This is a genomic window from Nocardioides sp. NBC_00163, from assembly GCF_045206295.1.
In the GTDB taxonomy this organism is placed as follows: Bacteria; Actinomycetota; Actinomycetes; order Propionibacteriales; family Nocardioidaceae; genus Nocardioides.
This window is the reverse complement of record NZ_CP108155.1, coordinates 1949004-1974946: the sequence shown is the minus strand read 5'-3', so window position 1 is coordinate 1974946 and position 25943 is coordinate 1949004. Positions and strand designations below refer to the sequence as shown.

Sequence of the window (25943 nt, the reverse complement as noted above, 5' to 3'; positions counted from 1 at the left end):
CGTTGTGGGGTGGCTCTTGCGGTTGGCTGTCCACGCTGCGCGACACCGGTGGCGAGCATCGGTGCCGGCGGCAGCAAGTCGTGTCCCGAGCATGGTGTCGTGACGCCGGTGTGGCGATCCGATGCGGCCTCCTACGAGGACCTCGTGCAGGTCCTCTCGCTGGCCGGTGAGGTGCCCACCTACGTTCCCTGGCCGGTCGAGTCGGGCTGGTCGATCGCCGACCTCGCCGTGGTCGGCGACGAGAACAAGGGCGCGGCGACGCTGCTCACGCTGACGGGTGTGACCCCCGACGACGGACCGGTCGAGATGACCGTCGTCACCGAGGAGGCCGGCGTCGGGCTGGGCGCGCGGTGCGCGCGTACGGATGGACCGGACCCGGGCATCGACGCCTGTGCCGGCCCGCCCACGACGAGGGTCCGGGTCGCCGGGCAACGGCAGCTGGTGCCGCTGTGGCCGATCACCCAGTGGACCAACGGCGCCGAGGAGTGGGAACGGTCCGTGGTCGTCGGCGAGGCCGCCGGCCGCTGGCTGTGGCTGGTCTTCCGCCCGGCCACGGCGATGCTGATGCTCCAGGACGGCTGGCACCTACGCCAGGTCGGGGACCTAGGCGTACAGATGGTCGAGCTGCCCTTCGGTGGCCCCGGTGGATCTTGGTGGAAGTCGCCCTAGGATGGGCGGGTGCGCATCGACCTCCATACTCACTCGCGAGTGAGCGACGGGACCGATTCGCCCACCGAGCTGGTCCAGGCGGCGAAGGCCGCGGAGCTCGACGTCGTCGCCATCACCGACCACGACACCGCTGACAGCTGGGACGAGGCGACCACAGCTGCCGCCGAGGCCGGGATCGAGCTGGTGCGCGGCATGGAGATCAGCACCGACTACGTCGGCCACAGCGTGCACCTGCTGGCCTACCTGCCCGACCGGACCCATCCGCTGCTGACTGCCGAGCTCGCCCGAATTCTGGCCGGCCGGGACGGACGGCTGCCGCTGATGCTGGCCCGGCTCGCGCGGCTCGGCATCGAGGTGTCGCTCGAGGACGTCGCCGCCGTCTCCGGTGATGCCGCCGCCTCCGGGCGCCCGCACCTGGCCGACGCGCTCGTCGCGAAGGGGTACGTGCGCAGCCGCGACGAGGCGTTCAACCGCTACCTCGGGGCCGGCAAACCGGCGAACGTCAGCCGTTACGCGGCCCCGCTCGAGCCGATGATCCGCACCGTCGCCGCTGCCGGAGGAGTCACCGTGATCGCCCATCCCTGGGGCCGGTCCGGACGCGAGCAGCCCGACGAGGCAGCCCTCTCCGCACTGGTCGACGCGGGCCTGTCCGGGCTCGAGGTCGACCACCAGGATCACAGCCCGGAAGTGCGCGAGAAGCTGCGGGTGATCGCCCGCAATCTCGACCTCGTGGTGACCGGATCCAGCGATTACCACGGCACCGGGAAGGTGGGTCACCATCTGGGAGTGAACACCACTGCACCCGCTGAGTACGAGCGGCTCCTGGAGCGCGCCGCCGCAGCCGCGGCCGCCTCCGGACGAGCCACCCCCGAGGTCGTACGTTGACCGAGATCTTCGTCTCCACGTTCGTGACACTCTTCGTGATCATGGACCCGGTCGGCACGATCCCGATCTTCCTCTCGCTGACCGCGGGACAGTCCCCGGGCAAGCAGCGCCGGGCGGCGCTCCTCGCGGTCGCGGTCTCGTTCCTGGTGATCACGATCTTCGCGCTCTTCGGGCAGGCGATCCTGCACTTCCTGCACATCTCGCTCGAGGCGCTGCAGTGCGCCGGCGGCCTGCTCCTGCTGCTGGTCGCCCTCGAGCTGCTCACCGACAACTTCGACGACCCCGTCGCCGCCGCCGGAGCCAACGTTGCCATGGTGCCGCTCGGCACCCCGCTCCTGGCCGGCCCCGGCGCGATCGTCGCCACGATGGTCTTCACCCAGGAGGTCGACTCCGTCGCGGACGGCTTCGGGCTGGGCCTTGGGCTCGTCGTAGTCCACCTCGCCCTCCTGGTCGCGATGATCTTCTCCATCCCGATCCTCAAGGTCCTCAAGGAGTCCGGCGTCCTGCTCATCACCAGGATCGCCGGTCTGCTCCTCTCGGCGATCGCCGTTCAGATGGTCGCCGACGCGGTCACGACCTTCATCGCGAACGCCTGAGGCTGGTAGTCCGAGACGTTCGAGCCCGTCTACCGGGCGGTAACGGGCCGAAGTGTCTCGGACTACCCGGTGGCCGGCAACATGTCGGTGGTCGCGGCCATCATGAGGTCGTGGCTTCCCGCGCCTCTCACTTCAGGCCGCCCGACGTTCTCGGGCGGCCTGGGCTGGTTCGTCCTGTGCGGACGGATCCCTCGGGTGTGCTCGGGCCGACGCCGAAACAGGCGAGGGGGCGGGCGTGGCGGCGGTCGTCGCGGGGGCTCTACGTGCCTGCGTACGTCCCGGACTCACCGCAGCAGCGCGTTCTCGAGGCCTCCGCGGTGGTGCCTGCGGACGGCGCGGTGACGGGCTGGGCCGCTCTGGCATGGCAGCGGGTGCGCTGGGTCGACGGTTGCGACGCTGACGGCAGCGAGCTGCCGGTGACCATCCTCAGCCCGGGATCGCAGGCACGCGTGCAGGCGGGGATCGAGGTGAGCAAGGAGCGCATGCTGCCGAGAACGCGTCAGGTCGTGGACGGGGTGGTGCTCACGGATCCGCATCGGTCGGTGGCGTTCGAGGTTCGTAGAGCGGAGAGGCCGTTGTCGGCCGTACGCTGGCTCGATCTCGTCGCGGCCAGCGACCTGATCTCACTGGCGGAGATGGCGGCCTATGCCGAGACGCTCAGCGGTTGGACCGGCATCGATCGCCTGAGGCGTGCGATCTCGCTTGCCGACGAGAATGTGTGGTCACCGTCGGAGACCGATCTGCGACTCACTCTCAAGGTGCGGATGGGGATCGCGGGCGTGGTCAGCAACCGTCCGGTCTTCGACCTCGATGGCCGCCACATCGGAACTCCGGATGTCCTGGACCTGGAGCGTGGGGTGGTTGCGGAGTACGACGGTGCGCTGCACCTGGCGGGCAAGCAGCGGGCCAAGGACCTGCGGCGTGAGGGCGCCTTCCGGCGCGTCGGCCTGGAGTACGTCACCATGGTCGCCGCCGACCGCCGCGACCCCGCTGACTTCATCAGAAGGACGCACGAGGCACGGGCGCGAGCAAGCCGGACACCGATGGCCGACCGACGGTGGACGATCGACCCGCCATGTTGGTGGACCCCCACCCACACCGTCGAGATGCGCCGAGCGCTGGCGGACTGGCAACGCGAGCGCTACCTGAGGGCCCGCGCTGGGTAGTCAGAGACCTTCGGGCCCGTCTACCGGGCGGTAACGGGCCGGAAGGTCTCTGACTACCTGCTGAGTCGCCTACTTGCGGCCCAGCGACTGGAACTTCTGGAGCACGCCGGACGGGACGACCCGCGCCATGGTGGCCAGGGCCTTGTAGCGCTTGCTCGGGATCGAGAAGGTCTTGTCGGCGTCGTAGTCGTCGAGAGCCTCGCGGACCAGATCGTTGACGTCGAGCCACATCCAGGAGGGGGCCGAGTCGTAGCCGGAGCCGAGGCGCTCGTGGAACTCGGTCTTGGTGAACCCCGGCAGCAGGGCCATCACCTTGATGCCCTGGCCGGCGTACTCGTTGTGGGCCCACTCCGTGAAGGAGTTGATCCACGCCTTGGCGGCCGAGTAGGTGCCGCGGGGCAGGTACGAGGCGACCGAGCCGACGTTGATGATGCCGCCGTGGCCGCGGGCCGCCTGGGCGCCCAGCGCGGCGTGGGAGAGGCGCAGCGGGGCGATGATGAGCACCTCCGCCATCGCGGTCTCCTCGTCGGCGGTGTTGTCGAGGAAGCGGTGCTTGAGGCCGTGACCGGCGTTGTTGACCAGCAGGTCGACCGGGTGGTCGGCGTCGGCCAGGCGCGCCTCGACCTTGGCCAGATCGGCGCTGTCGGTCAGATCGGCGCGGAGCACCTCGACGCCGATGCCGTGAGCGTCCGTCAGGTCCTTGGCGACGCCGTCGAGGCGCTCCTCGTCACGGGCGACGAGGACGAGGTCGTGTCCGCGGGCGGCGAGCTGCTGGGCGAAGGCGAGTCCGATGCCGGCGGTTGCGCCGGTGACCAGGGAGGTGGGGTTCGACATGAGGCAATCCTGCCACCACCGGTCGCGCGGGGGATCCAGGCGCCGGGCCGTCGGTTCGTACGCGGAATCACGGTTTCTGTCTGTCGTGTGACAGTTGACTTGCGGTGATACGTGTTTGGATGATGTTCGACGTGGATTTCGTAGGGGGACTCGGGCGCGTGATGAAGAAGTGAGCCGCACTGCGCGCCACATGAGATCTCGGCCTCTCCGGCGCACCAAGATGCTCTTCGCCGCGTCCTTGCTGACGTCGGCCGGTCTGTTCGTCGGGATCGAGGTCATCGCCGAGCCGGTGGCCAACGGCCGGCCCAGCGTGGCCGACAGCGGGATGAAGCTGGGCGCGGACGCCGGGGCACGCACCCCGGTCTGGCCGCACGAAAGCCAGCGTGAGGCCGCGATCGACCGTCACATCGATGCGCGGATCGCCGCCGCTGAGAAGGTGCTTCCGGACGACTCCGGCACCGGTCGCCGGGCCGTCTTCTCGATCAGCCGGCAGCGGGTCTGGATCGTGTCCGCGGCCGACCGGACGCGGCGTACGTATCCGGTATCGGGCAGCATCTACGACAACCTCGAGCCCGGCACCTACAAGGTCTTCTCCCGCTCCCAGCACGCGAGGGGGATCGACGACTCGGGCCGGATGAAGTGGTTCGTACGCTTCACCAAGGGCCCCCGCGCGGCGATCGGCTTCCACAACATCCCGGTGGACAAGGGCAAGCGCGTGCAGAGCCGCGCCCAGCTCGGCACCCCGCTGTCGCACGGGTGCATCCGCCAGGCCGAGCCGGACGCGAAGGCGATGTGGCGCTTCGCGCGGCTCGGCACCAAGGTGGTTGTGATCCCTTAGACAGGCTCAGGCGTCGGCCTTGGGCGCGGAACCGCCCGAGCCCGATGACCGGCGACGACGGCGGCGACGGGGCGCGGAGCCCTCGGCCTTGGCCTCGCCGTCGGCGGGCTTCGTCGACTCGGCCGACTCGGCGGTCGCCGGAGCAGCGGACTTGTCGACGACCTGGCCACTGCGGGAACGGGTGCGCTGACGGTCGCGGTTGCGGGGAGCGCGCTCGCGCTTCTCGCCGTCCTTGTCGGAGTCCTTGTCCTTGGGCTTCGCAGGCGCAGCGGCCTTGATCCGGCCCTTGGTGCCCTTCGGGATGCCCATGTCGTGGAGGAAGTGCTCCGAGGAGGAGTAGGTCTCCTGCGGCTCGTCGAAGGGAAGGTCGAGAGCCTTGTTGATCATCTTCCACTTGTGGAGATCGGCCCAGTCGACGAACGTGACCGCGACACCGGAGGCGCCGGCGCGGCCGGTACGGCCGATGCGGTGGACGTAGGTCTTCTCGTCGTCGGGGGTCGTGTAGTTGACCACGTGGGAGACGCCGGTGACGTCGATGCCGCGGGCGGCGACGTCGGTGGCCACCAGGACCTCGACCTTGCCGTCACGGAACTTCTGCATCACCCGTTCGCGGGCGGCCTGCTGCATGTCGCCGTGCAGGGGAGAGGCCGGGAAGCCGCGCTCGGCGAGGTCGTCGGCCACGCGCTGTGCCTGCCGCTTGGTGCGGGCGAAGACGACGACCTTGTCGTGGTCCTCGCACTGCAGCAGGCGGCCGATCATCTCGGGCTTGTCGAGGTCGTGGGCCTGGTAGACGAACTGCGCGGTCGCGGGCACGGTCTCGCGCTCGCTCGCGGACTCGGCGCGGATGTTCATCGGGTGGCGCATGTAGGAGCGCGCCAGCGCCACGATCGCACCCGGCATGGTGGCCGAGAAGAGCAGCGTCTGGCGGGTCTCCGGGGTGAGGGTGACGAGCTTCTCCACGTCGGGCAGGAACCCGAGGTCGAGCATCTCGTCGGCCTCGTCGAGAACGAGGGCGTGCACGTGGGAGAGGTCGAGGACCTTCCGGTTGGCCAGGTCGATCAGGCGGCCGGGGGTGCCGACCACGATGTCGACGCCCTTCTCCAGCGCGTCGATCTGGGGGTCGTAGCCCGCGCCGCCGTAGACGGTCAGCACGCGGAGGCCGCGGTCCTCGGAGATCATCGAGATCTCGGCGGAGACCTGCATGGCCAGCTCGCGGGTCGGAGCCACGATCAGAGCCTGCGGCTTGCCCTGCGGAAGGTCGATGTAGTCGCGGTCCTTGGGGGACACGCTGCGCTGCACGACCGGGATGCCGAAGGCCAGCGTCTTGCCGGAGCCGGTGCGGGCCTGGCCGATCAGGTCGGTGCCCTGCAGGGCGACCGAGAGGGTCATCTCCTGGATGGCGAAGGGGGTGGTGATGCCTTTGCGCTCGAGGGGAGCGCAGATCTCGGGATGAACCCCGAGCTCCTTGAACGTTGTCATGATTCGTCGCTACTCGCTTGTCTCATCGAATGCGGCGAGCGACTCACGGGTGTCTCGAGCTTGCCAAGCGAGTGCCACGCCGCGCACATACGGGAACCAGACCACCGCGATATGAAGTGCATTACAGCGGCGCTGGGTCGGTCAAAAGGCATTCTATCGGTAGGGTTCTCCCGTGGTTGCATCGTCAGAGTTCACGGGTCCTCAGGATCCCTTCGGTGATCCTGTTTACAAGGCCGCCGTCATCGACCTTCTCGGAGCGGTCGCCTATGGCGAGGTCTCAGCTGTCGAGCGGCTGACCGACGACGCCAAGATGGCGCCCTCGCTGGAGGACAAGACGGCTCTGCTCGCGATGGCGGCTGCCCAGCACGCCAAGATCCAGCCGGTCCTCGACCGGCTGGTGGAGCTCGGCACCGACCCGTACGCGGCCATGGAGCCGCTGCGCGAGGGGTTCGACGAGTTCCACATCCACACCAAGCCCGCGGACTGGTGGGAGTCGCTGGTCAAGGCGTACGTCGGTGACGGGCTCGCCAACGACTTCTACCGCGAGGTCGCCGGCTTCCTCGACGAGGACACCCACAAGCTCGTGGTCACCACCCTCGAGGACGCCGGGCGGGCCGACTTCATCGTCGACCGGGTGCGGGCCGGCATCGAGGCCGATCACCTCATCGGCGGACGCCTGGCGCTGTGGGGCCGTCGCCTCATGGGCGAGGCGATCACCCAGGCGCAGCAGGTCGCCGCCACCCGCGAGGGGCTCAGCGAGCTGATCGCCGGTGACCACCTCCCCGGTCTCGACCTCGGCGCCATCGGCGAGATGCTCACCCGGCTCACCCAGCGTCACGTCGAGCGAATGGGCAAGCTCGGGCTTGAGCACTGACATCCGCTGGACCGGCTGGGCAGGGACGCAGATCGTCCCCGAAGCCGGTGTGTGGACGTCTTCCGAGGTCAGCCCCGGGTTCTGCTTCGACGAGCTGGTCGCCTCCTGGAACGTTGTGACCCCACCCGGGACCTGGGTGGAGGTCGCGGCTCAAGTGGTCGCCGAGTCGGGGGAGCGGAGCGGCTGGCTGGTGCTCGCTCGCTGGTCCTCGGACCCGGCCTTCGCCTCCACCTCCGTCGCCGGTCAGGACGACCCGGTCGCAGTCGCTTCGGACGACACCATCCTGGGGCGGGACGGGCGCAGGTTCACGCAGTTCTCGTTGCGGCTGAGCCTGCACGGCCCCGCCGGGAGCCAGCCGCGGGCGAGCCTGCTCGGGGCGATCGTCTCGGCCGACGCCCGGGATTCGGCGCCGGCCCCGGGGGCCGTGCCTCGCGGGACGGTGGTGGGTGGCGTACCCGCCTATTCGCAGCAGCTCCACCGTGACCGCTATCCGCACTGGGACGGTGGCGGACAGTCCTGGTGCAGCGCCGCCTCGACCGCGATGATCGCCGACTTCTGGGGCGCCGGGCCGACGGCCGCCGAGACGGCCTGGGTGGACTACGAGACCCCCGACCCGCAGGTGCCGTTCACCGTCCGGGAGGTCTACGACGAGTCCTTCGGTGGCGCCGGCAACTGGGCCTTCAACACCGCCTATGCGGGCGCCCGGGGGCTGGTCGCGTACGTCACCAGGCTCCGCTCCTTCGCCGAGGCAGCCCGGTTCCTCGAGGCCGGGATCCCGCTCGTGCTGGCCGTCTCGCACCAGGCCGGCGAGCTGACCGGCGCCGGGTACGTCACCAACGGTCATCTGCTCGTGCTGACCGGCTTCGACGAGGGTGGCGACCCCATCGTCCACGACCCCGCCTCCCACAGGATCGTCAGCGATGCCGAGGTGCGGGCGACGTACGACCTCGGCGAGCTCGACCGCGCCTGGGCACGCTCCGGGCGGATCGTCTACGTCATCCGGCCGCCGGACGTGGTCCCGCCGGAGCCGCCGGCGCAGCCCAACTGGTGAGGTGCCGGCACGGGGCCGGCGCCACCGCCACAACAGAAGCGGCCCCGCCCACAAGGGGCGGGACCGCTTCGAGGTGACCTGGACGAGGCTCAGGCCTTGGACTTTCCGGTGACACCGGAGGCGACGACCACCAGAACGGCGGCGATCACGACCTGCCAGATGTGACGCCACCAGTCGATGCCGTTGGTTGCGTTGTCCCACGTAGCCGCATGGCCGTCGAACGGCCCGTTGTTCTGGCCGAAGACGAACCAGTAGATGAAGCTGCCGATCAGCATGCCGCCGATACCGCAGACAATCGTCAGCCAGAACGGAATGTTGTCCTTATCGCCCGGCGCGAAGAACTTGCCGAGGGCCCCGATGATGACGCCGCCGATGAGGGTGACGAGGATCGTTGAGATCATGCCCTTTTCCCTTCAGGTTGTGAGTGGCGCCATGAATGCGCCCATCTTTTGATATTGCACCTGTTGGGACTGGAATGCACGGACAACATGGCCCAAACTCGGAAGTTCGCCACCGGAATCAGGGCCATCCCTGAGTAGTGACAGTCCGGAGTGGTTCAGCCGGCGAAGCCGACCTTGCCGACCTTGGCCGGGCCGATCTCGATGTAGGCGAGCTTCTCGGTCGGGACGATGACCTTGCGGCCCTTGCTGTCGGTCAAAGCGAGCACAGCGCCGCCGCCGAGGGCGTCGGCGATGAGCTTCTCCACCGATTCGCTGGACTCCTCGGTCTCTACGACGAGCTCACGGGCGGCCTGCTGGACGCCGATCTTGACCTCCACGGGTCCTCCTTGCGATGGGTCGATCAATGCTCCGGAATCCTCTCACACGGACCGTGAGGAACCCCGCCGTTGCGCTACGAGCGGAATCAATCAGTCTTGGGATAGCCGCCGATGCCGCGCCAAGCGAGCCCGGCGACGAGACGAGCCGCGTCGGCCTGGGAGAGCTCGCCGTTGTTGTGGAGCCAGTAGCGAGCGCTGACCTGGATCTGGCCGACCAGGCCCACGGCGAGCAGGTGGGAGGCGGTGGGAGCGAAGCCGGTGTCCTCGGCGATCACCTCGGCGATCACCTCGGCGCACTCGTTGGTGACCCGGTCGACCTGCTCGCGTACGGCGGGGTCGTTGGTGAGGTCGGACTCGAAGACGAGCCGGAAGGCGCCGGACTCGGAGGCCACGTAGTCGTAGAAGACCTCGACCGTGCGGGCCACACGTTCCTTGTTCTCATCGGTCGACGCCAAGGCCTCCCGGCAGCGATCGATGATCTCGTTCGCGGACTTCTCCAGCAGGGCCAGGTAGAGGTCGAGCTTGCCGGGGAAGTGCTGGTAGAGAACGGGCTTCGAGACCCCTGCCCTCTCGGCGATGTCATCCATCGCGGCGGCGTGGAAGCCGTAGGCGACGAAGACCTCGAGGGCGGAATCGAGAAGCTGGGCTCGTCGTTCCGTCCGGGGCAGTCTCGCCCCTCGCGGTCGAGTGGGGTCGAGCTCGGATTGGTGCGTGGTCACCCCAGCAGCCTACCCGCTGGTACTCGGATCGCGGGACGCGTCGTTGCCTCGTCCACGGATGAGGGAACATGGAGGAGTGCCTGCGGTGTTCAAGTAGGCATACGTACGCCCGAACTGAGGAGCAGTTGTGTCCCTAGCCCCGCTCGTGGAGCCCGCTGACGAGCTGACGATCGACGAGGTGCGCCGTTACAGCCGCCACCTCATCATCCCCGACGTCGGCATGGCCGGGCAGAAGCGCCTGAAGAACGCCAAGGTGCTGGTCATCGGCGCCGGCGGTCTCGGCTCGCCCGCCCTGCTCTACCTGGCCGCGGCAGGCGTCGGCACCCTCGGCATCGTCGAGTTCGACGAGGTCGACGAGTCCAACCTGCAGCGCCAGATCATCCACAAGCAGTCGACGGTGGGCCAGCCGAAGGCCGAATCCGCCGCGGCGGCGATCAAGGAGGTCAACCCGTACGTCAACATCGTGCTGCACGACGTGCGGCTCGACAACGACAACGTGCGCGAGATCTTCACCGGCTACGACCTGATCGTCGACGGCACCGACAACTTCGCGACCCGTTACATGGTCAACGACGCGGCGTACTTCCTGGGCATCCCGTACGTCTGGGGCTCGATCTACCGCTTCGACGGACAGGCGTCGGTGTTCGCGCCGACCCTGACTGACGACGCCCCGTGCTACCGCTGCCTCTACCCGGAGCCCCCGCCCCCGGGCATGGTCCCCTCCTGCGCCGAGGGCGGCGTGCTGGGCGTGCTTTGCGCCTCGATCGGCTCGATCCAGGTCAACGAGGCCATCAAGATGCTGACCGGCATCGGCGAGCCGCTGGTCGGCAAGCTGATGATCTACGACGCACTCGAGATGGAGTACCGCAAGCTGAAGGTCCGCAAGGACCCCAACTGCGCGCTGTGCGGCGAGAACCCGACGGTCACCGACCTGATCGACTACGACGCGTTCTGCGGCGCGATCTCCACCGAGGCGGCCGACGCCGCGGCCGGCTCGACCATCTCGGTCAACCAGCTCTCCGAGATGATCAAGGAGCGCGAGGAGGGCAGCCGTGACTTCGTCCTCGTCGACGTGCGCGAGCCGAACGAGTACGAGATCAACCAGATCCCTGGCGCCGTCCTGATCCCCAAGGGCGAGTTCCTCAACGGCAACGCGATCCCGCAGGTCGCCGAGCTCACCGGCGACGGTGCCAAGCCGCTCGTGTTCCACTGCAAGAGCGGCGTACGCAGCGCAGAGGTGCTCGCGATCGCCAAGGGCGCCGGCTACGCGGACGCGGTCCACGTCGGTGGTGGCGTGGTGGCATGGGTCAACCAGATCGACCCGTCGCAGCCCTCGTACTGAATCGGTACAGCTGAGCATTACTGAACTGTTGGCCAGCGGTGGCTCCTCTGGGGCCGCCGCTGGCTTTATCTGTACGTGGCGATACCGATAGTTTTGCGATCGCAGCTGCGGGGGGCGGAGTTGCATCAATGCCCGAACCTCGGAGGATTCGACGTTGTCCACACGCGCTCGTCTCAGCGCGACGCTCGCCGGTGCCACCCTGGCCGGCGGACTGTTTCTCGGTGCCCCTGCCAACGCGAGCGACCAGGTCCCGGAGCCGGCCTCCGGCGCGGCCGTAGGCTCTGCGATCGACCCGGAGAGGCTGGAGTCGAACGTCGCGGACCCGACCCCTGGCGTACCTCCGTCCTATGTCTTCGCCGGGGTCGGTGCTCTGCTGATGGGGGCGGGGGCCGGACTGGCCGTACGTCGCAAACGGGCTGAGGCTGTGGCACGCTCGGCCGAGTGAGCAACGGTCAACCCAGCCTGAGGACCTTCCTCGGCGAGATCTTCGTCGTCGTCCTCGTGGTCGCGGTCGCTGTGCTCGGCTATGCCGCCTACGACTACTACACCAAGCTCGACGACGCGAAGAAGACCAACGCGACCCCACCGGGGACGACCTCGTCGATCCCGGCCGAGGCGCTGGCCGAGGTGCCGAAGAAGAAGGGCAAGGTACGCGGCGTCTCGATCGAGTCGCTCAACGTGCATGCCGACGTGGTGCCACTGGCCATGGAGGACGGCACGCTCACCCCGCCCGCCGACGCCTCGCTCATGGGCTGGTGGAAGGGCGGCGCGAAGCCCGGGGCCGATGACGGCTCGGTGCTGATCGTCGGCCACACCCTGCACAACGGCGGCGGCATCCTCGACCGGCTGGGCGAGGTGAACGAGGGCGACGAGATCGTCGTGCGGACCAAGGACGAGGAGTTCAGCTACACCGTCCGGTCGGTGCGCGACCTCTCCAAGGAGCAGGTCGCCAAGCGCAGCGAGAGGCTCTTCGACACCGACGGCGAGCCGAGGCTGGTCGTGGTGACGTGCGACGACTGGGACGGCACCTCGTTCCAGGGCAACACCGTGGTGGTCGCCGTCCCGTAACCCAGGGCAGTCGAGCCTCGTTACTTGTGAGTCACATCACCTACAGACCGAGGCCCCCACATGCTCCGCACTCGCCGTTCCGTACGCCGCGCCGCAGCCGTCGCCGCCGGCACCCTGACCGCCGCGCTCGTCCCGGCCCTGATCCCGTCCGCGGCCCACGCCTGGGCCCCGGCCGACACGGCCACCATCACCCCGGGCGTGCAGATGTACACCGGTGGTGCCCAGTGCACCGCCAACTTCGTCTTCGCCGACTCCGCCGCGAACGTCTACGTCGGCTACGCCGCCCACTGCGCGGGTCTCGGTGAGGCCACGGACACCAACGGGTGTGCCGCCAAGTCGCTTCCGCTGGGCACCGAGGTCACCTTCAACGAGGGCGGCTCCCTGCTGAGCGAGGGCACCGTGCTGGGCAAGGGCAAGCTGGCGTACTCGTCCTGGCTGACCATGCAGAAGTCGGGCACGAAGGACGAGAACACCTGCGCCTACAACGACTTCGCCCTGGTCAAGGTGAACGCCGCCGACGCCGGCAAGGTCAACCCGAGCGTGCCGATCTGGGGCGGTCCGACGGGCATCGACACCGACGGCACCGTCGCCGGCGACAAGGTCTACTCCTACGGCAACTCCTCGGTGCGCGCCGACCTGGACCTGCTCTCGCCGAAGATCGGCCTCTCGCTCGGTGACAGCGTCAACGGCACCCGCTGGTCGCACCCGCTCTACAACCTCACCCCCGGCATCCCCGGTGACTCCGGCTCCGGCTTCCTGAACGCCGACGGCAAGGCGGTCGGGACGCTGTCGACCCTGGGTCTGCTTCCGCTCGCCGGGTCCAACAACATCGGCGACATGGACCTCGAGCTGAAGTACGCCCAGGCGAACTCGGGCATCTCCGGTCTGCGTCTGGTCCAGGGCACGGAGCCGTTCAGCCCCATCCTGTAGCACCGCGCTAATGTGCCCGGCATGACGGACCGGGAGGCGTACGTAGAAGCCGTTCTGCGTCTTGTCGAGCAGATCCCACGCGGGCAGGTGACGACGTACGGCGCGATCGCCGATGCCCTCTTCGACGAGTTCGGAGGCGGGCCTCGGCAGGTCGGCGCGGTGATGGCGCGCGAGGGCGCGGGAATGCCGTGGTGGCGGGTGGTGCGGGCCGATGGCTCGCTCCCCGCCTCCCACGGCGAGGAGGCGCGGCAGGCGTATCTCGAGGAGGGCACCCCGCGCCGCGTCTCGGGGGCGGTGGACCTGCGCGCGGCGCTGTGGCTGCCGCCTACGATGAGCACGTGATGTATCGCGTCCTCCACGCCGTCGTGCCACCCCTTCTACGGGCCGTCTGGCGTCCCACGGTGACGGGGGCAGAGAACGTCCCGCGCACCGGTGGCGTGCTCCTGGCCAGCAATCACCTCAGCTTCGCCGACTCGATCGTGATCCCGTCGGTCTCGCCCCGGCCGGTGCACTTCCTGGCCAAGTCCGACTACTTCACCGGCACCGGCCTCAAGGGTGCTGCCCAGCGGGCGTGGTTCGAGGGCCTGGGCATGCTGCCCGTGGACCGCGACGACCCGCAGGCCGCGCTCGGCTCGCTGGAGGTGGCTCTGGAGGTCCTCAACAAGGGTGAGGCGTTCGGGATCTACCCGGAGGGCACCCGGTCGCGCGACGGCCGGCTCTACCGCGGACGCACGGGGGTGGCCCACCTGGCGCTGACCGCCGGCGTGCCCGTGGTGCCGGTGGGTCTGCGGGGGACCGCGGAGCTCCAGCCGGTCGGGTCGAGCCTGCCGCGGCTGGCGAAGGTCACCGTCGAGTTCGGGCAGCCGATCCAGGTGGCCGGGCGCTTCGACGGCGTACCTCTCGGCAAGGCCCGCCGGTCCCTCACCGACGAGGTCATGGAGGCGATCGCCGCGCTGAGCGGCCAGGATGTGGCCGGGGTCTACAACGAGCGGCCCGCCGACGTCTGATCGCAGATTTGCCTGTTGCGCCGGGCCGAGAAGGGGCGCATTCTGGAGGGTGGATCCCTATCAGCCGAGGTGAGGCAGATGGCCACCACGACCGTGTTGCAGGACGAGCTGCGACGCAAGCACGACGAGCTCGCTGGGCGCCTGGCCCACGCTCGGAGCATCATCGCCAGGCCGGAGCAGACCCGCCGGGGCTGCCCGCCGATCGACCAGTTCAACGCCGGTACGTCCCGCCACCTGCACGCGGTGGACGAGGCACTGCTGCCGGCGGTCTCCGCTCACTGCGAGGGCGGAGCCGCTCTGGTCCATGACTACCTCCCCATGGCGCGGCACCTGGAGGTGCTGCTCTTCCACGTGAAGGCGCACGAGTACGGCTCCACCTGGGAGACCACCCATCGGTGGCCGACGCTGTGGGGCGAGGTCGAGGAGGCGCTCATCGACCAGGAGGAGAGGGAGGGCGAGCTGGTCTCGCGCCTCGCCGAGGAAGCCTCCGACGACGAGCTTCTCCTGATCGCGGAGCGGATGGCCGCGGCCGAGCGGAGGGCACCTTCGCGTCCACATCCCCACCTCCCGCACACGGGTCTGCCTGGAAAGGTCGTACGCCGCGTGGCCCGTCCCGTCGACGCCGTCTGGGACGCGGTCGAGAACCGCTCCGTCGGTGGTCCCAAGCCGTTGCCGCACAAGAAGCCGGGGTTGATCTGGCAGTACCTGCTCGGCGACCCGCGCTTCCCCGACGACCCGGCCAACGAGACCCGGCACAATGAGCCGGGTGACCGCTGACTCCATCACCTCCGCCCTTGACCTCGCGCCGCACCCCGAAGGCGGGGCGTTCCGGCAGACCTGGGCTGCCGCCGAGACCGTCACCCTGCCCGACGGGCGGGTGCGCCCGACCGCGACCTTGATCTACTTCCGGCTCCTGGCCGGGGAGTCGTCCGCGTGGCACCGCGTCACCTCGGACGAGATCTGGCTGGCGCACACCGGCGTCGTGTCGCTCCAGTTCGGCGGCGCCGGTTCGGCGCCGGTCGAAGGCGAGACCGTGCTCGTCGGGGTCGACGTCGCCGCCGGCCAGGTGCCGCAGGCGGTCGTGCAGGCGGGGGTGTGGCAGCGTACGGTCCCCTCGACCGAGGACGCGCTCGTCTCCTGCGTGGTCTCACCCGGGTTCGACTTCGACGACTTCGAGCTCGCCCCAGAATCAGGCACTGCGGAGTAGGAGATGGAGTACGCGTTCGAAGGAGCCGTCATCGAGTGGCGCGGACCGGCGCCGTTCTACTACGTGCCGATGCCCGTCGAGGACGCCGAGGACCTCAAGGAGGATGCCCGGGGCCTGGAGTACTGGGGCCAGGTCGCCGTCACCGCCACCATCGGCGCGACCACGTTCACCACCGCGCTCTTCCCCAAGGACGGCACCTATCTGCTGCCGTTGAAGGTGGTCGTCCGGAAGGCGGAGGGCCTCGACCTCGACGACGTCGTCGCGGTGAGGATGCGTCTTGGACATGACGTCCGAGGGGACGCCTGAAACTGTCGGCGCCGTCTGATTGGGTGGGACTCGTGAGTGTCGCCTACCGCCTAGCCCCGCCGCCGAGTGCTGCCGCAGTGCCGGTGCTCGACGAGCACCAGCGGTCGGTCGTGGAGCATCCCGGCGGACCGCTGCTGGTGCTGGCCGGACCAGGGACCGGCAAGACGACCACCCTGGTGGAGGCGGTGGTCGACCGGATCGAGAACCGCGGCGTACGTCCTGACCAGCTGCTGGCGCTGACCTTCTCCCGCAAGGCCGCCGAGCAGCTGCGCGACCGGGTGACCGCGCGGCTGGGGCGGACGCTGTCCGGGGCGGTCTCCTCGACCTTCCACTCCTTCGCCTACGGGCTGGTGCGCCGCTACGCACCGGCCGAGCTCTACGCCGCCCCGCTGACCTTGCTCTCCGCGCCGGAGGCCGATGTGGTGCTGCAGGAGCTGCTGGCCGACCACCCGGAGTCGGTGAGGTGGCCGGAGCGGTTCCGGATGGCGATCGGCACCCGCGGGTTCGCGCGTGAGGTGCAGACCGTGATCGCGCGGGCGCGCGAGCGTGGGCTCGACCCCGACCAGCTGGTGGCGCTCGGCCGGGAGGAGCGCATCGAGGAGTTCGTCGCGGCCGGGTGGTTCCTGGAGCAATATCTCGACGTGCTCGGTGCGCAGTCGGCGATCGACTACCCCGACCTGATCATGCGTGGGGTGATCGAGGCCGAGCGGCATGCGGCCGAGCTCCGGGCCGAGTTCGCGTGTGTGTTCGTGGATGAGTATCAGGACACCGACCCGAGCCAGGTCGCGCTGCTGCAGGCGCTTGCCGGCGACGGGCGCGACCTGATCGTGGTGGGTGACCCCGACCAGTCGATCTATGGGTTCAGGGGCGCCGACGTCAACGGGATCCTCGACTTCCCCTCGCAGTTCCTGACCCGGGAGCGCCGGCATGCGCCGGTGGTGGCGCTGGGGACGACCCGCCGGTTCGGGTCGCGGCTGCTGCGGGCGTCGCGGTCGATCGCGGCGGGCATCTCGGTGCGCGGCTCGATCCCGGCCGCGGCCTACGACACCTTCCGCAACCCGCATCCGCTGGCCCAGGACCCCGGCCGGGCCGAGGTGCTCACCTTCGACACCGACCGAGCCGAGACCGAGCACATCGCCGACCTGCTCCGCCGGGCGCATCTCGAGGACGGCATCGACTGGTCCGACATGGCCGTCCTGGTGCGTTCCGGCCGCACCTCGATCCCGCAGCTGCGCCGGTCGCTGACCGCCGCCGGCGTACCGGTCGAGGTCGCCGCCGACGAGACCCCGCTGGTCCGCGAGCCCGCCGCCGCGGTCCTCCTCGACGCTCTCGGGATCGTCGTCGACGCCGACGTCGAGTCCGACCTCGACGAGCGCTACGTACGCCCCGACCGCTGCGAGGAGCTGCTCACCGGTCCTCTCGGCGGCCTCGACGCCACCGACGTCCGCGCGCTCACGCGCACCCTGCGGGCGAGGTTCCCCGACGTCGCCGCGCACGATCTCGTACGCCGCGCCGTGCTCGATCCGTCGCTGCTCGACCCGGAGGAGAACGGGGACGGCGAGGAGCGGGTGCTGGGGCGGGTACGCCGGCTCGCGGCTCTTCTCGCTGAGGCGCGTGTCGCGCTGAAGGAGGGGGCCGGGGCGGAGCAGGTGCTGTGGACGCTGTGGGACGGTGCCGAGTGGGGGCAGCGGCTGCGGGCGCAGGTGGAGTCGGGTGGTGCGGCGGCGCGGCTGGCCCACCGTGACCTGGACGCGGTCGTGGCGCTCTTCGACACCGCCGCCAAGATCGAGGGCCGCCAGGAGTTCACCTCGGTGGAGACCTTCCTGGCCACGCTTCGTGCCCAGGAGATCCCGGCCGACACCCTCGCCGACAAGGGCGTACGCGGCTCGGCGGTGCGGCTGCTCACCGCCCACCGCTCCAAGGGGCTGGAATGGGGGCTCGTGGTCGTCGCCCACGTCCAGGAGGGCGCCTGGCCAGACCTGCGCCGGCGCGACTCGCTCCTCGGCCCCGACCGGATCGCCCCGGCGCTGCCGGACGGCCGTCACGGCGGGCTGCTGCCGCCACTGACCCGCTCGGCGATGCTCGCCGAGGAGCGCCGGCTCTTCTACGTCGCCGCCACCCGCGCCCGGTCCCGGCTGGTCGTGACCGCGGTGAAGTCGCCCGACGACGACGGTGACCAGCCGTCGCGGTTCATCAACGAGCTCGGCCTGCGCGAGGACCAGATTCGTCACCGCGTCGGCCGGCCGACGCGACCGCTGTCTCTGGCCGGTCTGATCGCCGAGCTGCGCCGCACCGCCGCCGATCCGGCGCAGCCCGACGCGCTGCGCGAGGCGGCCGCGAGAAGGCTGCAGAAGCTGGCCGCCACCGAGGTGCGCGGCAAGCGGATCGCGCTCGCGGCCGACCCGTCGACCTGGTGGGGGCTGCGGGCCCCGACGTACGCCTCGGCCGCGGTGCGTCCCGAGGGCCGTCCGATCACGCTGAGCGCGTCGGCGCTGGAGGCGATCCTGACCTGCCCCGCGCAGTGGTTCCTGGCCCGCGAAGCGGGCGGGGCCGTCACCGACTCCTCGAGCCAGGGGTTCGGCAAGGTCGTGCACGCGATCGCCGAGCAGCTCGCCCGCGGCGACCTCGATGCTGCCACCGTCGAGGACCTGATGCCGTTCGTGGACGAGGTCTGGGGCCGCCTCGAGTTCCGTACGCCGTGGTCCGCTGCCCGCGAGCGCGAGGCGGTCCAGGACGTACTGGCCAGGTTCCTGACCTGGCACCGGCGCCCCGGCGCGCGGACCGTGATCGGCTTCGAGGAGCAGCTGACCGCGAAGGTCTCGCTGCCTAGCGGCGAGACGGTGCGGCTGAACGGCTATGCCGACCGCCTGGAGCTCGACGAGAGCGGCCGGATCGTGGTCGTGGACCTGAAGACCGGGAAGTATCCGCCCACCGCGCAGGAGGTCAAGGAGCACGGCCAGCTCGGCCTCTACCAGTTGGCCGTCGAGCACGGCGCCGCGTCCGAGCTCGCGCCCGGGGCGACCTCCGGGGGAGCGGAGCTTATCCAGCTGCGCCATCCCGCGGGTTCGGGGAGCGAGCTGCCGAAGGTGCAGGTCCAGGCCCCCGAGCCGCCCGAGATCGTCGCCCAGCTGGAGAAGGCGGTGGCAACGGTCCGGGCCGAGGAGTTCGTGGCCCGGCCCGGCAAGCAGTGCGACCGGTGCCAGTTCGTCGCGCTCTGCCCGGCGCAGACCTCCGGATCGGTGCTGTCATGAACGCCGGAACGAGCACCGCGATGAAGGTCGAGACCCCCGAAGAGCTCGCCAAGCTGATGGGCCACGACTGGCTCTACAGCGAGGAGCAGTTCCGCGCGATCACGGCTCCGCTGGAGCCGGCCGTGGTGATCGCCGGCGCGGGATCCGGCAAGACCGCGGTGATGGCCGCTCGAGTCGTCTGGCTGGTCGCTACTGGCCGCGTACTCCCCGGGGAGGTGCTCGGTCTGACCTTCACCACGAAGGCGACCGCCGAGCTGGCCACCAGGATCCGGGAGTCGCTGCAGAAGGCGGGGCTGTGGCCCGAGCGGCGCGAGGGTCCGCCGCGGCCCGGTGAGGAGGACGACGAGCCCACCGAGCCGACCGTTTCGACCTACCACTCCTACGCCTCCGGCCTGCTCTCCGAGCACGGGCTGCGGATCGGCCACGAGCCCGACACCCGGCTGATCGCCGACGCGACCCGCTACCAGCTCGCGGCTCGAGCCGTGGCCCGGCACACCCACCCGGTGGAGAAGCTGACCGACTACCCGAAGCTGGCCGTCCAGCAGCTGCTCGCGCTCGACTCCGAGCTCTCCGAGCACCTCGTCGACCCCGCCACGCTGCGGGCCTACGACCGCAACGAGCGGTCGCTGTTCGCGCTGGAGGTGGCCGACCTCAATGCCCAGCTGGCCGACGGGAAACGGGTCAAGACCAAGCTGACCAAGGTCGAGAAGGCGATCGACGCGATCGACAAGCGCTACGAGCTGCTCGACCTGGTCGACGGCTACCGGCGGCTCAAGGACCGGCTCGGGCTGATGGACTTCTCCGACCAGATCGCGCTGGCCGCTCGGCTGGCCGTGGAGACGCCCGAGGTCGGCGAGATCGAGCGCGGGAAGTTCAAGGTCGTGCTGCTCGACGAATACCAGGACACCTCGGTGGCCCAGGCCCAGATGCTCGCCCGCCTCTTCGGCGACGGACACCCCGTCACCGCCGTCGGCGACCCCAACCAGGCGATCTACGGCTGGCGCGGTGCCTCGGTGAGCAACATCCTCGAGTTCGGCCGCGACTTCCCGGCGAAGGACGGGAGACGCCCCGCCTACTCCCTGACCGTCAACCGCCGCTCCGACGCGCGCATCCTCGACACCGCCAACCATCTGGCCGCCCAGCTCTACGAGGGCCGCGAGAAGGAGCGCCTGGTCGCCGCCGAGGGCGCGCGGGATGGTGAGGTGCGGGTGCATGTCCACGAGACGTACGACGATGAGCTGCTCTGGCTCGCCGACAAGGTGATCGAGGCCCATGAGGCGGTCGGGGAGTGGAAGGAGATCGGCGTGCTGACCAGGGACAACTCGCAGGCGGCAGCGGTCTTCGACGCGCTCACCGCTCGCGAGATCCCGGTCGAGATCGTCGGCCTGAAGGGGCTGCTACGGCTGCCCGAGGTGGCCGAGGTCGTGGCCACGATGGAGCTGCTCCACGATGTCACCGCCAACGCCGCGCTGCTCACGCTGCTCGCCGGTCCACGGTGGGCGATCGGGCCGCGCGACCTGGCCATCCTGGGTCGACGCTCCCGCGACCTGGCCGGCGTCATCGGCGGCGCGGAGGAGTTCGCCGACATCGAGCGGCAGCTGGAGGCGGCGGTCGAGGGCACCGACCCCACCGAGATCCCCTCTCTCAACGACGCGCTGGAGGATCCCGGCGACACCTCCGACTATGACTACTCCCCACAGGCCAGGGAGCGGTTCAAGCTCCTCGCCGACGAGCTCCGCGGGCTGCGCCGGGCGGTCAACGAGCCGCTCCTCGACCTGGTCCGGCGGATCATCGACGTCACCGGCATCGATGTCGAGCTGGCTGCCTCGGTCTCCCCGGCAGCCTCGGCCAGGCGAGACAACCTCGACCTCTTCGTCCAGGCGGTCGCCGACTTCGAGGGTCTCGACGGTCAGGTCACCCTCGCCGCGCTGCTGGCCTACCTCGAGGCGGAGGACGAATACGGCCAGGGCCTCGACGTCGCCACGCCCTCGGAGGCCGACTCGGTCAAGCTGCTCACCGTCCACCGCGCCAAGGGCCTGGAGTGGGACGTCGTCTTCCTGGTCGGGGTCACCCACAAGAAGTTCCCGACCGGCCAGACGCGCTCGTCGTGGCTGACCGTCCCGTCGGTGATGCCCGCTGCCCTCCGCGGGGACCGCGCCGATCTGCCGCAGCTCCACGGCCACGACGCCGACTCGATCGACGAGCTCCTCGCCGAGCGCAAGGAACACGAGCGCGTCGAGGAGCTCCGGCTGGCGTACGTCGCCTGGACCCGCGCCCGCCACATCCAGTTCGTCTCGTGCTGGCGCTGGTCACCCTCGCTCAAGGAGGGGCGTGGGCCGTCGGTCTACATGGACAAGACCCGCGAGGCGCTGCTCCAGTGGGGCGCCAAGCCCGACCGGTGGGCCGAGGTCGTTGTGAAGGGCGAAGAGGAGAGTCCTTACGCCGCGCAGGAGGTCGACCTGCCCTGGCCGATCAACCATCACACTCCAGAGGTGGAGCGCCGTCTGGAGGCGGCGAGGTTGGTCCGGGAGGTGACTCCGGGACCTGACGATCTCGACGACCTCACCCTGCTCGAGACGGTGAACCAGTGGGACGAGGAGATCGAGCGGCTGCTCACCGAGGCGGAGCGTGAGCGCGCTCCGGAGGTGGTCGTACCGCTGCCGTCGTCGCTTTCGGCCACCGCCATGTCGAAGCTGCGCGACGACCCGCTCGGCTTCGCCGCCGACCTGGTCCGCCCGATGCCCCGCAAGCCGTCCTCCCAGGCCCGCTTCGGCACCCGGTTCCACGCCTGGGTCGAGGCCCGCTTCGGCCAGCAGGACCTCTTCGACCCCGACGACCTGCCCGGACGTGCCGACCACGGCATCGAGGACGAGTCCGGTCTCGAGGAGGTCATCGCCGCCTTCGAACAGGGCCCGTTCGCCGACCGCCCCCCGTACCGGGTCGAGGCGGCCTTCGCGATCGTCCTGGCAGGTCAGGTCGTACGCGGCCGGATCGACGCCGTCTATCAGGAGCCCGACGGGAGCTTCCTGATCATCGACTGGAAGACCAACCAGACCCAGAACGCCGACCCGCTCCAGCTGGCTCTCTATCGGCTTGGGTGGGCTGAGCTGATGGGAGTGCCGTTGTCGCGGGTTCGGGCGGCGTTCTACTACGTGCGCTCTGGCCGGCTTGTCGAGCCTTCTGCTCTTTCTGATCGGGAGGAGCTGGAGAGGATCTTGGGCGGGGGGCGCTGACCCGTTTTTCGGGGGACTGTTTGCCGCCGACCCTTTCGGGGAGGGTGTTCTCGGCGTCGCCCGGAGTAAAGGACGGCCTTCGGCCGCCGGCTGACGCCGGTCGCCTTCGGCGATCATCTCGACAAGCTCGATACATCGCCTTGACACCGGTCGTCGCCGAGAATTTTGGCTGGTTATCGGGTCGGCGGCAGGGGTTTGGTGCGGAGATTTGGGTTGGGCGGGGGATTGGGAGCTCGGGCGGTCGGGTCGACCAGTGGAAAGAATTTTCTTTCCGCCCGGGGACCAGCTCGGCAGACGGGTCGGGGAGGCGAACGAATTTTCGTTCGCCTCAGAGATGGCTAGACCGGGGTGGGGTTGTCGGATGGAAGAAATTTTTCTTTCATCCGGAGACCCCATGTCTGGCGTAGGCGTGGAACGGTCACCTTCCGTGGGTGAGTGTGCCGTGGCCACACCCGGGCCGAAGGCCCGTCCTTGACGCCGGTCCAGATCGAGAGACCCTCAAAGAACGGGTCGGCGGCCCAGCCCAGCCAGAGAAATCGGCCCCCATCCAAACGCCAGACCAAGACCCCAACCGAATCCAAACGGCGAGCAGCCGAAAGCTACTTCACCGTCCGCGCAACCTCCGGCAACTCACCCGACTCACGCAACGAGTCGAGCAGGTCGCCGGGCATGATCCAGACGGTGGCAAGTGGGAACGGACGTTCGCGCAGCATCACCGCACCGGTGACGAAAGCCGGCTCGCCGGAGGGGCAGGAGAAGACGATGTCGTCGCCCCACTCCCACTCGCGCTCGACGATGGTGGGCAGCATCCACCACATCAGCCAGTTGCGCTCGGAGTTCATCGCCGAGGGGCGGCGGGGGCAGTTGTCGTCGTAGGCGACGACCGCGTCGGGGTGCTCGGCGAGGATCGAGCGCAGGTCGTCGACGACCGGGGTGGCGTGGTCGAAGTGGTCGTGGAACTTGTCGGAGGCCACGTCGGCGACGGCAGACCCGGCGGTGCCCACGACCAGGACGAGCGCGGTGACGACCACGGCGCGTACTCGGTCAGCTCTCGCTGAGCTCAGCCGAGGGCTGAGCCGGGAGAGGGCGGCGAGGAGCGTCCAGATCGCCAGCGGTACCAGGGCGCACAGGGTCGCGATCAGCCAGAAGCGGTTGTCGTTGGTGAACGACGGGATCGGCCCCGGCTGTGGGAACTCGCCGCCCGGAAGCGCCCACCACCACGGGATCGCGCCGGGGATGTGTGCCGGGGTGGTGTAGGCCCAGGTGGGTGCGTCGGGGGCGACCACGAGGATGGTCACCAGTGAGATCCCGGCGACGATCACCCAGGTCCAGACGAGGACCGCACGGGAGCGTACGGCCTGGATCGCCGCGCACACCCCGGCCAGCACGAGGACCGCGAAGACCGGGTCGATGTAGCGTCCGTAGATCCAGTAGTCGAAGCGCCGCCACTCCATGGTGAACAGCGAGTACTCGTTGCCCCAGTTCAGGCAGCTGAGGACGTACATCGACCCGGCCGCGATCAGCACGAACCCGGCCGGCCCCACCTGTCGTGAGCGGAGCTCCTTCCAGAACAGAGCGGTCACCACGACCAGGCCGACGACCACGACGCCGAAGCTGCCGATCATCTGGGTCCAGGCCTCGCCGGCGAAGGTGTCGACCCAGTACCGGGGGTTGGCCTGGGTGACCTTCTCGAAGAAGCCCTGCGCCTGGATGAACTTCCACGGCACCAGTTGCGCGTGGAACCAGAGCGCGGCCTTGTTGGCAATCACGGCGAGCACGCCAGTGGCGACCAGTCCGACGAGGGCGATCTGCCACCTGCGTACAAGAAAGAAGATCAACCACAGCGCTACCGCAGCGACGAAGACTTGCATCCGGGCATGGGAGAAGAGCGCGAGCCCGGTGAGCAGGCTGAGCAGGAGTACGCCGCGGTAGGTCGGTTTCTCCCATAGCCGGAACGCGGCCAGGGTCGCCAGGACGACGAGCAGCGTGACCAGCCGCTCGGAGAGGATGTAGTCGGCCTGGATCGCGCGCGGCGGTAGGGCCATCACGATGGCGCCGGCGACCACACCCTGCGCCGGCGTGACCCCGCTGAGCCGCACCGCGACCCGAGCCAGCGGCCAGATCGTGAGCATGCTGATCACCAGACCGACGACGATCGCCAGCTGGTAGAACGTGAAGACGTTGGAGGTGACCAGCCACAACGGCGCCAGCAGCACGCCCCACCCGGGGTAGTAACCGGGGGTGTTCAGCTGCGGCGAGTCGAGTCCGAGGACGGTCCGTCCGTGGATGACGGTGCCGATCTCGTCGTACATGAACGAGAGGTTGGAACCCCAGGCGATGTAGACGTTGATCGCCAGAGCGACCACGACGGAGACGACAGCGGCGATGCGCCAGAACCGATCCACGCGGCGGAACATATACCCACCTCATAGGCTCTGACGGGTGGACTCCCCGAAGCTGCCCATCCATCTGCGAATCATTCAGGATCCCCACGACCGCTCCGGCCACCTGCGCGCCGACGACGGCTGGGTCGACAAGGCTTGGTCGGACGAGACCACGAGGGTCCTCGTGGTCGCCGGCAACAGGGTCGAGCCGTCAGGCAGGACCGGCGTGAGGTGGCGTACGCCGGGGGACTCGCCGGAGGGGATCCGGCTGCTCCTCGGAGACACCGCCGAAGGTGCCCGGTTCGCGGTGCTCACCGGTCGCGAGGAGGCCGGCGAGACGTGGCGTGATCTGCGCGGGCTCTTCCCCGCACTGCTCGCCGACACGACCGAGGCGAGCTTCCTGATGCACGCGATCGGACTGGCCGAGTGGCACCGGGCGACCCGGTTCTGCTCCCGGTGCGGCGGCAGCCTCGAACCGCGCTCAGCCGGTCACGAGCTGGCCTGCGCGGAGGGACACGTGATCTTCCCGCGCACCGACCCGGCGGTGATCATGCTGGTGACGTCAGGGGAGCCCGGGAGCGATGAGGAGCGTTGCCTGCTCGGCAACCACACCCGCTGGCCCGCGCCCAACTTCTCCACCCTCGCCGGCTTCGTCGAGCCGGGGGAGTCGCTCGAGGACGCGGTCCGCCGCGAGGTCGCCGAGGAGGTCGGCGTACGTGTCGGGCAGGTCGACTACTTCGGCAACCAGCCCTGGCCGCTGCCGGCCAGCCTGATGCTCGGCTTCTTCGCGCGCGCGGCGTCGACCGAGATCACGGTCGACGAGGACGAGATCCGCGAGGCGCGCTGGTTCACCCGCGCGGATCTCGCCGCGGTCGCGAAGAGCGGTGAGATCAAGCTGCCCAGCGGCATCTCGATCAGCCGCTCGCTGGTCGAGGAGTGGTACGGCGGGGAGCTGCCCGGCTCGTGGTGACCGGCGTCAGACCAGCTCGGCGAGCTTCGCCTTGACCTGAGCGATCGACGGGTTGGTCATCGCGGTGCCGTCTGAGTAGACGAGGGTCGGGACGGTCTGGTTGCCGCCGTTGACCTGCTCGACGATCTGCGCGGCCTCCAGGACCTGCTCGATGTCGACCTCGTCGAAGGTGATGTCTTCACGGCCGAGCTGACCCTTGAGTCGCTGGCAGTATCCACACCAGGGTGTGGTGTACATCGTGAAGCTGCTCATCGGGGGCTCTCCTCATTCAGAACTGTCGGTGCGAGCCAATAGTCTTGGCCTGCAAGGCATAACGTTCCCACCCCGAGGAGCCATTCCCAATTGAACCCTGCCCC

General features: G+C 69.5%; 26 protein-coding genes. 19 read left to right on the top strand and 7 right to left on the bottom strand.

Annotated features, from left to right (window positions below; genetic code table 11):
• Positions 1 to 9: 9 nt before the first annotated feature.
• The 4 genes from OG801_RS09440 to OG801_RS09425 all read left to right on the top strand — a co-directional run bounded on the left by OG801_RS09440 (position 10) and on the right by OG801_RS09425 (position 3316).
• Positions 10 to 669: a DUF6758 family protein gene (locus OG801_RS09440; protein WP_355022124.1), complete on the top strand. Its 660-nt coding sequence runs from the start codon at positions 10 to 12 to the stop codon at positions 667 to 669.
• Between the two features lie 39 nt (positions 670 to 708).
• Entirely contained in the window at positions 709 to 1554 is an 846-nt protein-coding gene (locus OG801_RS09435; RefSeq protein ID WP_406035429.1) for a PHP domain-containing protein, read from the top strand.
• Positions 1551 to 2150, top strand: coding sequence for a MarC family protein (locus OG801_RS09430; protein WP_355022126.1), 600 nt, complete (start codon positions 1551 to 1553; stop codon positions 2148 to 2150). Before OG801_RS09435 ends, OG801_RS09430 begins: the two co-directional genes overlap by 4 nt.
• 263 nt (positions 2151 to 2413) lie before the next feature.
• Positions 2414 to 3316, top strand: a complete 903-nt coding sequence (locus tag OG801_RS09425) for a hypothetical protein (protein WP_406035427.1) — start codon at positions 2414 to 2416, stop codon at positions 3314 to 3316.
• 69 nt (positions 3317 to 3385) lie between these two features.
• Here OG801_RS09425 and OG801_RS09420 read toward each other — a convergent pair whose 3' ends face one another.
• Positions 3386 to 4150, bottom strand: a complete 765-nt coding sequence (locus OG801_RS09420) for an SDR family NAD(P)-dependent oxidoreductase (protein ID WP_406035425.1) — start codon at positions 4148 to 4150, stop codon at positions 3386 to 3388.
• A 190-nt stretch (positions 4151 to 4340) separates the two neighbouring features.
• Here OG801_RS09420 and OG801_RS09415 point away from each other — a divergent pair, with 190 nt between their 5' ends.
• Positions 4341 to 4988 (top strand): L,D-transpeptidase, encoded by a 648-nt coding sequence (locus tag OG801_RS09415; RefSeq protein WP_355021579.1) that lies wholly within the window; start codon positions 4341 to 4343, stop codon positions 4986 to 4988.
• Between the two features lie 6 nt (positions 4989 to 4994).
• On the opposite strand, the gene OG801_RS09410 is transcribed toward OG801_RS09415, so the two are convergent.
• On the bottom strand, positions 4995 to 6467 hold the full coding sequence (locus OG801_RS09410) for a DEAD/DEAH box helicase (RefSeq protein ID WP_406035422.1): 1473 nt from the start codon (positions 6465 to 6467) through the stop codon (positions 4995 to 4997).
• A 172-nt stretch (positions 6468 to 6639) separates the two neighbouring features.
• On the opposite strand from OG801_RS09410, the gene OG801_RS09405 reads away from it, so the two are divergent.
• Together OG801_RS09405 and OG801_RS09400 are read left to right on the top strand one after the other, a co-directional pair.
• A complete protein-coding gene (locus tag OG801_RS09405; RefSeq protein WP_355021581.1) occupies positions 6640 to 7341 on the top strand; it encodes a ferritin-like fold-containing protein in 702 nt (233 codons plus the stop codon).
• Complete coding sequence (locus tag OG801_RS09400) at positions 7331 to 8392, top strand: C39 family peptidase (protein WP_406035420.1); 1062 nt, start codon at positions 7331 to 7333, stop codon at positions 8390 to 8392. Before OG801_RS09405 ends, OG801_RS09400 begins: the two co-directional genes overlap by 11 nt.
• A gap of 89 nt (positions 8393 to 8481) precedes the next feature.
• On the opposite strand, the gene OG801_RS09395 is transcribed toward OG801_RS09400, so the two are convergent.
• The 3 genes from OG801_RS09395 to OG801_RS09385 all read right to left on the bottom strand — a co-directional run bounded on the left by OG801_RS09395 (position 8482) and on the right by OG801_RS09385 (position 9889).
• Entirely contained in the window at positions 8482 to 8793 is a 312-nt protein-coding gene (locus OG801_RS09395; protein WP_160027379.1) for a hypothetical protein, read from the bottom strand.
• Between the two features lie 155 nt (positions 8794 to 8948).
• Entirely contained in the window at positions 8949 to 9170 is a 222-nt protein-coding gene (locus tag OG801_RS09390) for a DUF3107 domain-containing protein (protein WP_091052608.1), read from the bottom strand.
• An 86-nt stretch (positions 9171 to 9256) separates the two neighbouring features.
• Complete coding sequence (locus tag OG801_RS09385) at positions 9257 to 9889, bottom strand: TetR/AcrR family transcriptional regulator (protein WP_328529078.1); 633 nt, start codon at positions 9887 to 9889, stop codon at positions 9257 to 9259.
• A 127-nt stretch (positions 9890 to 10016) separates the two neighbouring features.
• On the opposite strand from OG801_RS09385, the gene moeZ reads away from it, so the two are divergent.
• The 11 genes from moeZ to OG801_RS09330 all read left to right on the top strand — a co-directional run bounded on the left by moeZ (position 10017) and on the right by OG801_RS09330 (position 22233).
• A complete protein-coding gene (moeZ, locus tag OG801_RS09380) occupies positions 10017 to 11231 on the top strand; it encodes an adenylyltransferase/sulfurtransferase MoeZ (protein WP_355021583.1) in 1215 nt (404 codons plus the stop codon).
• Positions 11232 to 11385: 154 nt separating this feature from the next.
• Positions 11386 to 11676 (top strand): hypothetical protein, encoded by a 291-nt coding sequence (locus tag OG801_RS09375; protein WP_406035417.1) that lies wholly within the window; start codon positions 11386 to 11388, stop codon positions 11674 to 11676.
• Positions 11673 to 12299, top strand: a complete 627-nt coding sequence (locus OG801_RS09370) for a class F sortase (RefSeq protein ID WP_355021585.1) — start codon at positions 11673 to 11675, stop codon at positions 12297 to 12299. Before OG801_RS09375 ends, OG801_RS09370 begins: the two co-directional genes overlap by 4 nt.
• Positions 12300 to 12359: 60 nt before the next feature.
• Positions 12360 to 13229, top strand: coding sequence for a hypothetical protein (locus OG801_RS09365; protein WP_378674863.1), 870 nt, complete (start codon positions 12360 to 12362; stop codon positions 13227 to 13229).
• Positions 13230 to 13250: 21 nt separating this feature from the next.
• Positions 13251 to 13571: an MGMT family protein gene (locus OG801_RS09360; protein WP_406035414.1), complete on the top strand. Its 321-nt coding sequence runs from the start codon at positions 13251 to 13253 to the stop codon at positions 13569 to 13571.
• Positions 13571 to 14236 (top strand): lysophospholipid acyltransferase family protein, encoded by a 666-nt coding sequence (locus OG801_RS09355; protein ID WP_406035412.1) that lies wholly within the window; start codon positions 13571 to 13573, stop codon positions 14234 to 14236. Before OG801_RS09360 ends, OG801_RS09355 begins: the two co-directional genes overlap by 1 nt.
• Positions 14237 to 14314: 78 nt before the next feature.
• Positions 14315 to 15013, top strand: coding sequence for a hypothetical protein (locus OG801_RS09350; RefSeq protein ID WP_406035411.1), 699 nt, complete (start codon positions 14315 to 14317; stop codon positions 15011 to 15013).
• Positions 14994 to 15443, top strand: coding sequence for a cupin domain-containing protein (locus tag OG801_RS09345; RefSeq protein ID WP_355021589.1), 450 nt, complete (start codon positions 14994 to 14996; stop codon positions 15441 to 15443). Before OG801_RS09350 ends, OG801_RS09345 begins: the two co-directional genes overlap by 20 nt.
• 3 nt (positions 15444 to 15446) lie before the next feature.
• Positions 15447 to 15749 (top strand): DUF1905 domain-containing protein, encoded by a 303-nt coding sequence (locus tag OG801_RS09340; RefSeq protein ID WP_355021590.1) that lies wholly within the window; start codon positions 15447 to 15449, stop codon positions 15747 to 15749.
• Between the two features lie 32 nt (positions 15750 to 15781).
• Positions 15782 to 19000 (top strand): ATP-dependent helicase, encoded by a 3219-nt coding sequence (locus OG801_RS09335; RefSeq protein WP_406035408.1) that lies wholly within the window; start codon positions 15782 to 15784, stop codon positions 18998 to 19000.
• Positions 18997 to 22233, top strand: a complete 3237-nt coding sequence (locus tag OG801_RS09330) for a UvrD-helicase domain-containing protein (protein WP_406035406.1) — start codon at positions 18997 to 18999, stop codon at positions 22231 to 22233. Before OG801_RS09335 ends, OG801_RS09330 begins: the two co-directional genes overlap by 4 nt.
• 599 nt (positions 22234 to 22832) lie before the next feature.
• Here the strand turns inward: OG801_RS09330 and OG801_RS09325 are convergent.
• Positions 22833 to 24638, bottom strand: coding sequence for a hypothetical protein (locus OG801_RS09325; protein WP_355021593.1), 1806 nt, complete (start codon positions 24636 to 24638; stop codon positions 22833 to 22835).
• A 37-nt stretch (positions 24639 to 24675) separates the two neighbouring features.
• Here OG801_RS09325 and nudC point away from each other — a divergent pair, with 37 nt between their 5' ends.
• Positions 24676 to 25587 carry an NAD(+) diphosphatase gene (gene nudC / locus OG801_RS09320; protein ID WP_406035403.1) on the top strand — a complete coding sequence of 304 codons (912 nt, stop codon included), beginning with the start codon at positions 24676 to 24678 and terminating at the stop codon, positions 25585 to 25587.
• Between the two features lie 6 nt (positions 25588 to 25593).
• Here nudC and OG801_RS09315 read toward each other — a convergent pair whose 3' ends face one another.
• Complete coding sequence (locus OG801_RS09315; RefSeq protein ID WP_406035401.1) at positions 25594 to 25839, bottom strand: mycoredoxin; 246 nt, start codon at positions 25837 to 25839, stop codon at positions 25594 to 25596.
• Positions 25840 to 25943: the final 104 nt, after the last annotated feature.

What these genes read in the sequence shown, in the direction of transcription:
- OG801_RS09420 (WP_406035425.1), bottom strand. Translation starts at nt 4,150, where the DNA reads ATGTCGAACCCCACCTCCCTGGTCACCGGCGCAACCGCCGGCATCGGA.
- OG801_RS09415 (WP_355021579.1), top strand. Translation starts at nt 4,341, where the DNA reads ATGAGATCTCGGCCTCTCCGGCGCACCAAGATGCTCTTCGCCGCGTCC.
- OG801_RS09410 (WP_406035422.1), bottom strand. Translation starts at nt 6,467, where the DNA reads ATGACAACGTTCAAGGAGCTCGGGGTTCATCCCGAGATCTGCGCTCCC.
- OG801_RS09395 (WP_160027379.1), bottom strand. Translation starts at nt 8,793, where the DNA reads ATGATCTCAACGATCCTCGTCACCCTCATCGGCGGCGTCATCATCGGG.
- OG801_RS09365 (WP_378674863.1), top strand. Translation starts at nt 12,360, where the DNA reads ATGCTCCGCACTCGCCGTTCCGTACGCCGCGCCGCAGCCGTCGCCGCC.
- OG801_RS09360 (WP_406035414.1), top strand. Translation starts at nt 13,251, where the DNA reads ATGACGGACCGGGAGGCGTACGTAGAAGCCGTTCTGCGTCTTGTCGAG.
- OG801_RS09355 (WP_406035412.1), top strand. Translation starts at nt 13,571, where the DNA reads ATGTATCGCGTCCTCCACGCCGTCGTGCCACCCCTTCTACGGGCCGTC.
- OG801_RS09350 (WP_406035411.1), top strand. Translation starts at nt 14,315, where the DNA reads ATGGCCACCACGACCGTGTTGCAGGACGAGCTGCGACGCAAGCACGAC.
- OG801_RS09345 (WP_355021589.1), top strand. Translation starts at nt 14,994, where the DNA reads ATGAGCCGGGTGACCGCTGACTCCATCACCTCCGCCCTTGACCTCGCG.
- OG801_RS09340 (WP_355021590.1), top strand. Translation starts at nt 15,447, where the DNA reads ATGGAGTACGCGTTCGAAGGAGCCGTCATCGAGTGGCGCGGACCGGCG.
- OG801_RS09330 (WP_406035406.1), top strand. Translation starts at nt 18,997, where the DNA reads ATGAACGCCGGAACGAGCACCGCGATGAAGGTCGAGACCCCCGAAGAG.
- OG801_RS09315 (WP_406035401.1), bottom strand. Translation starts at nt 25,839, where the DNA reads ATGAGCAGCTTCACGATGTACACCACACCCTGGTGTGGATACTGCCAG.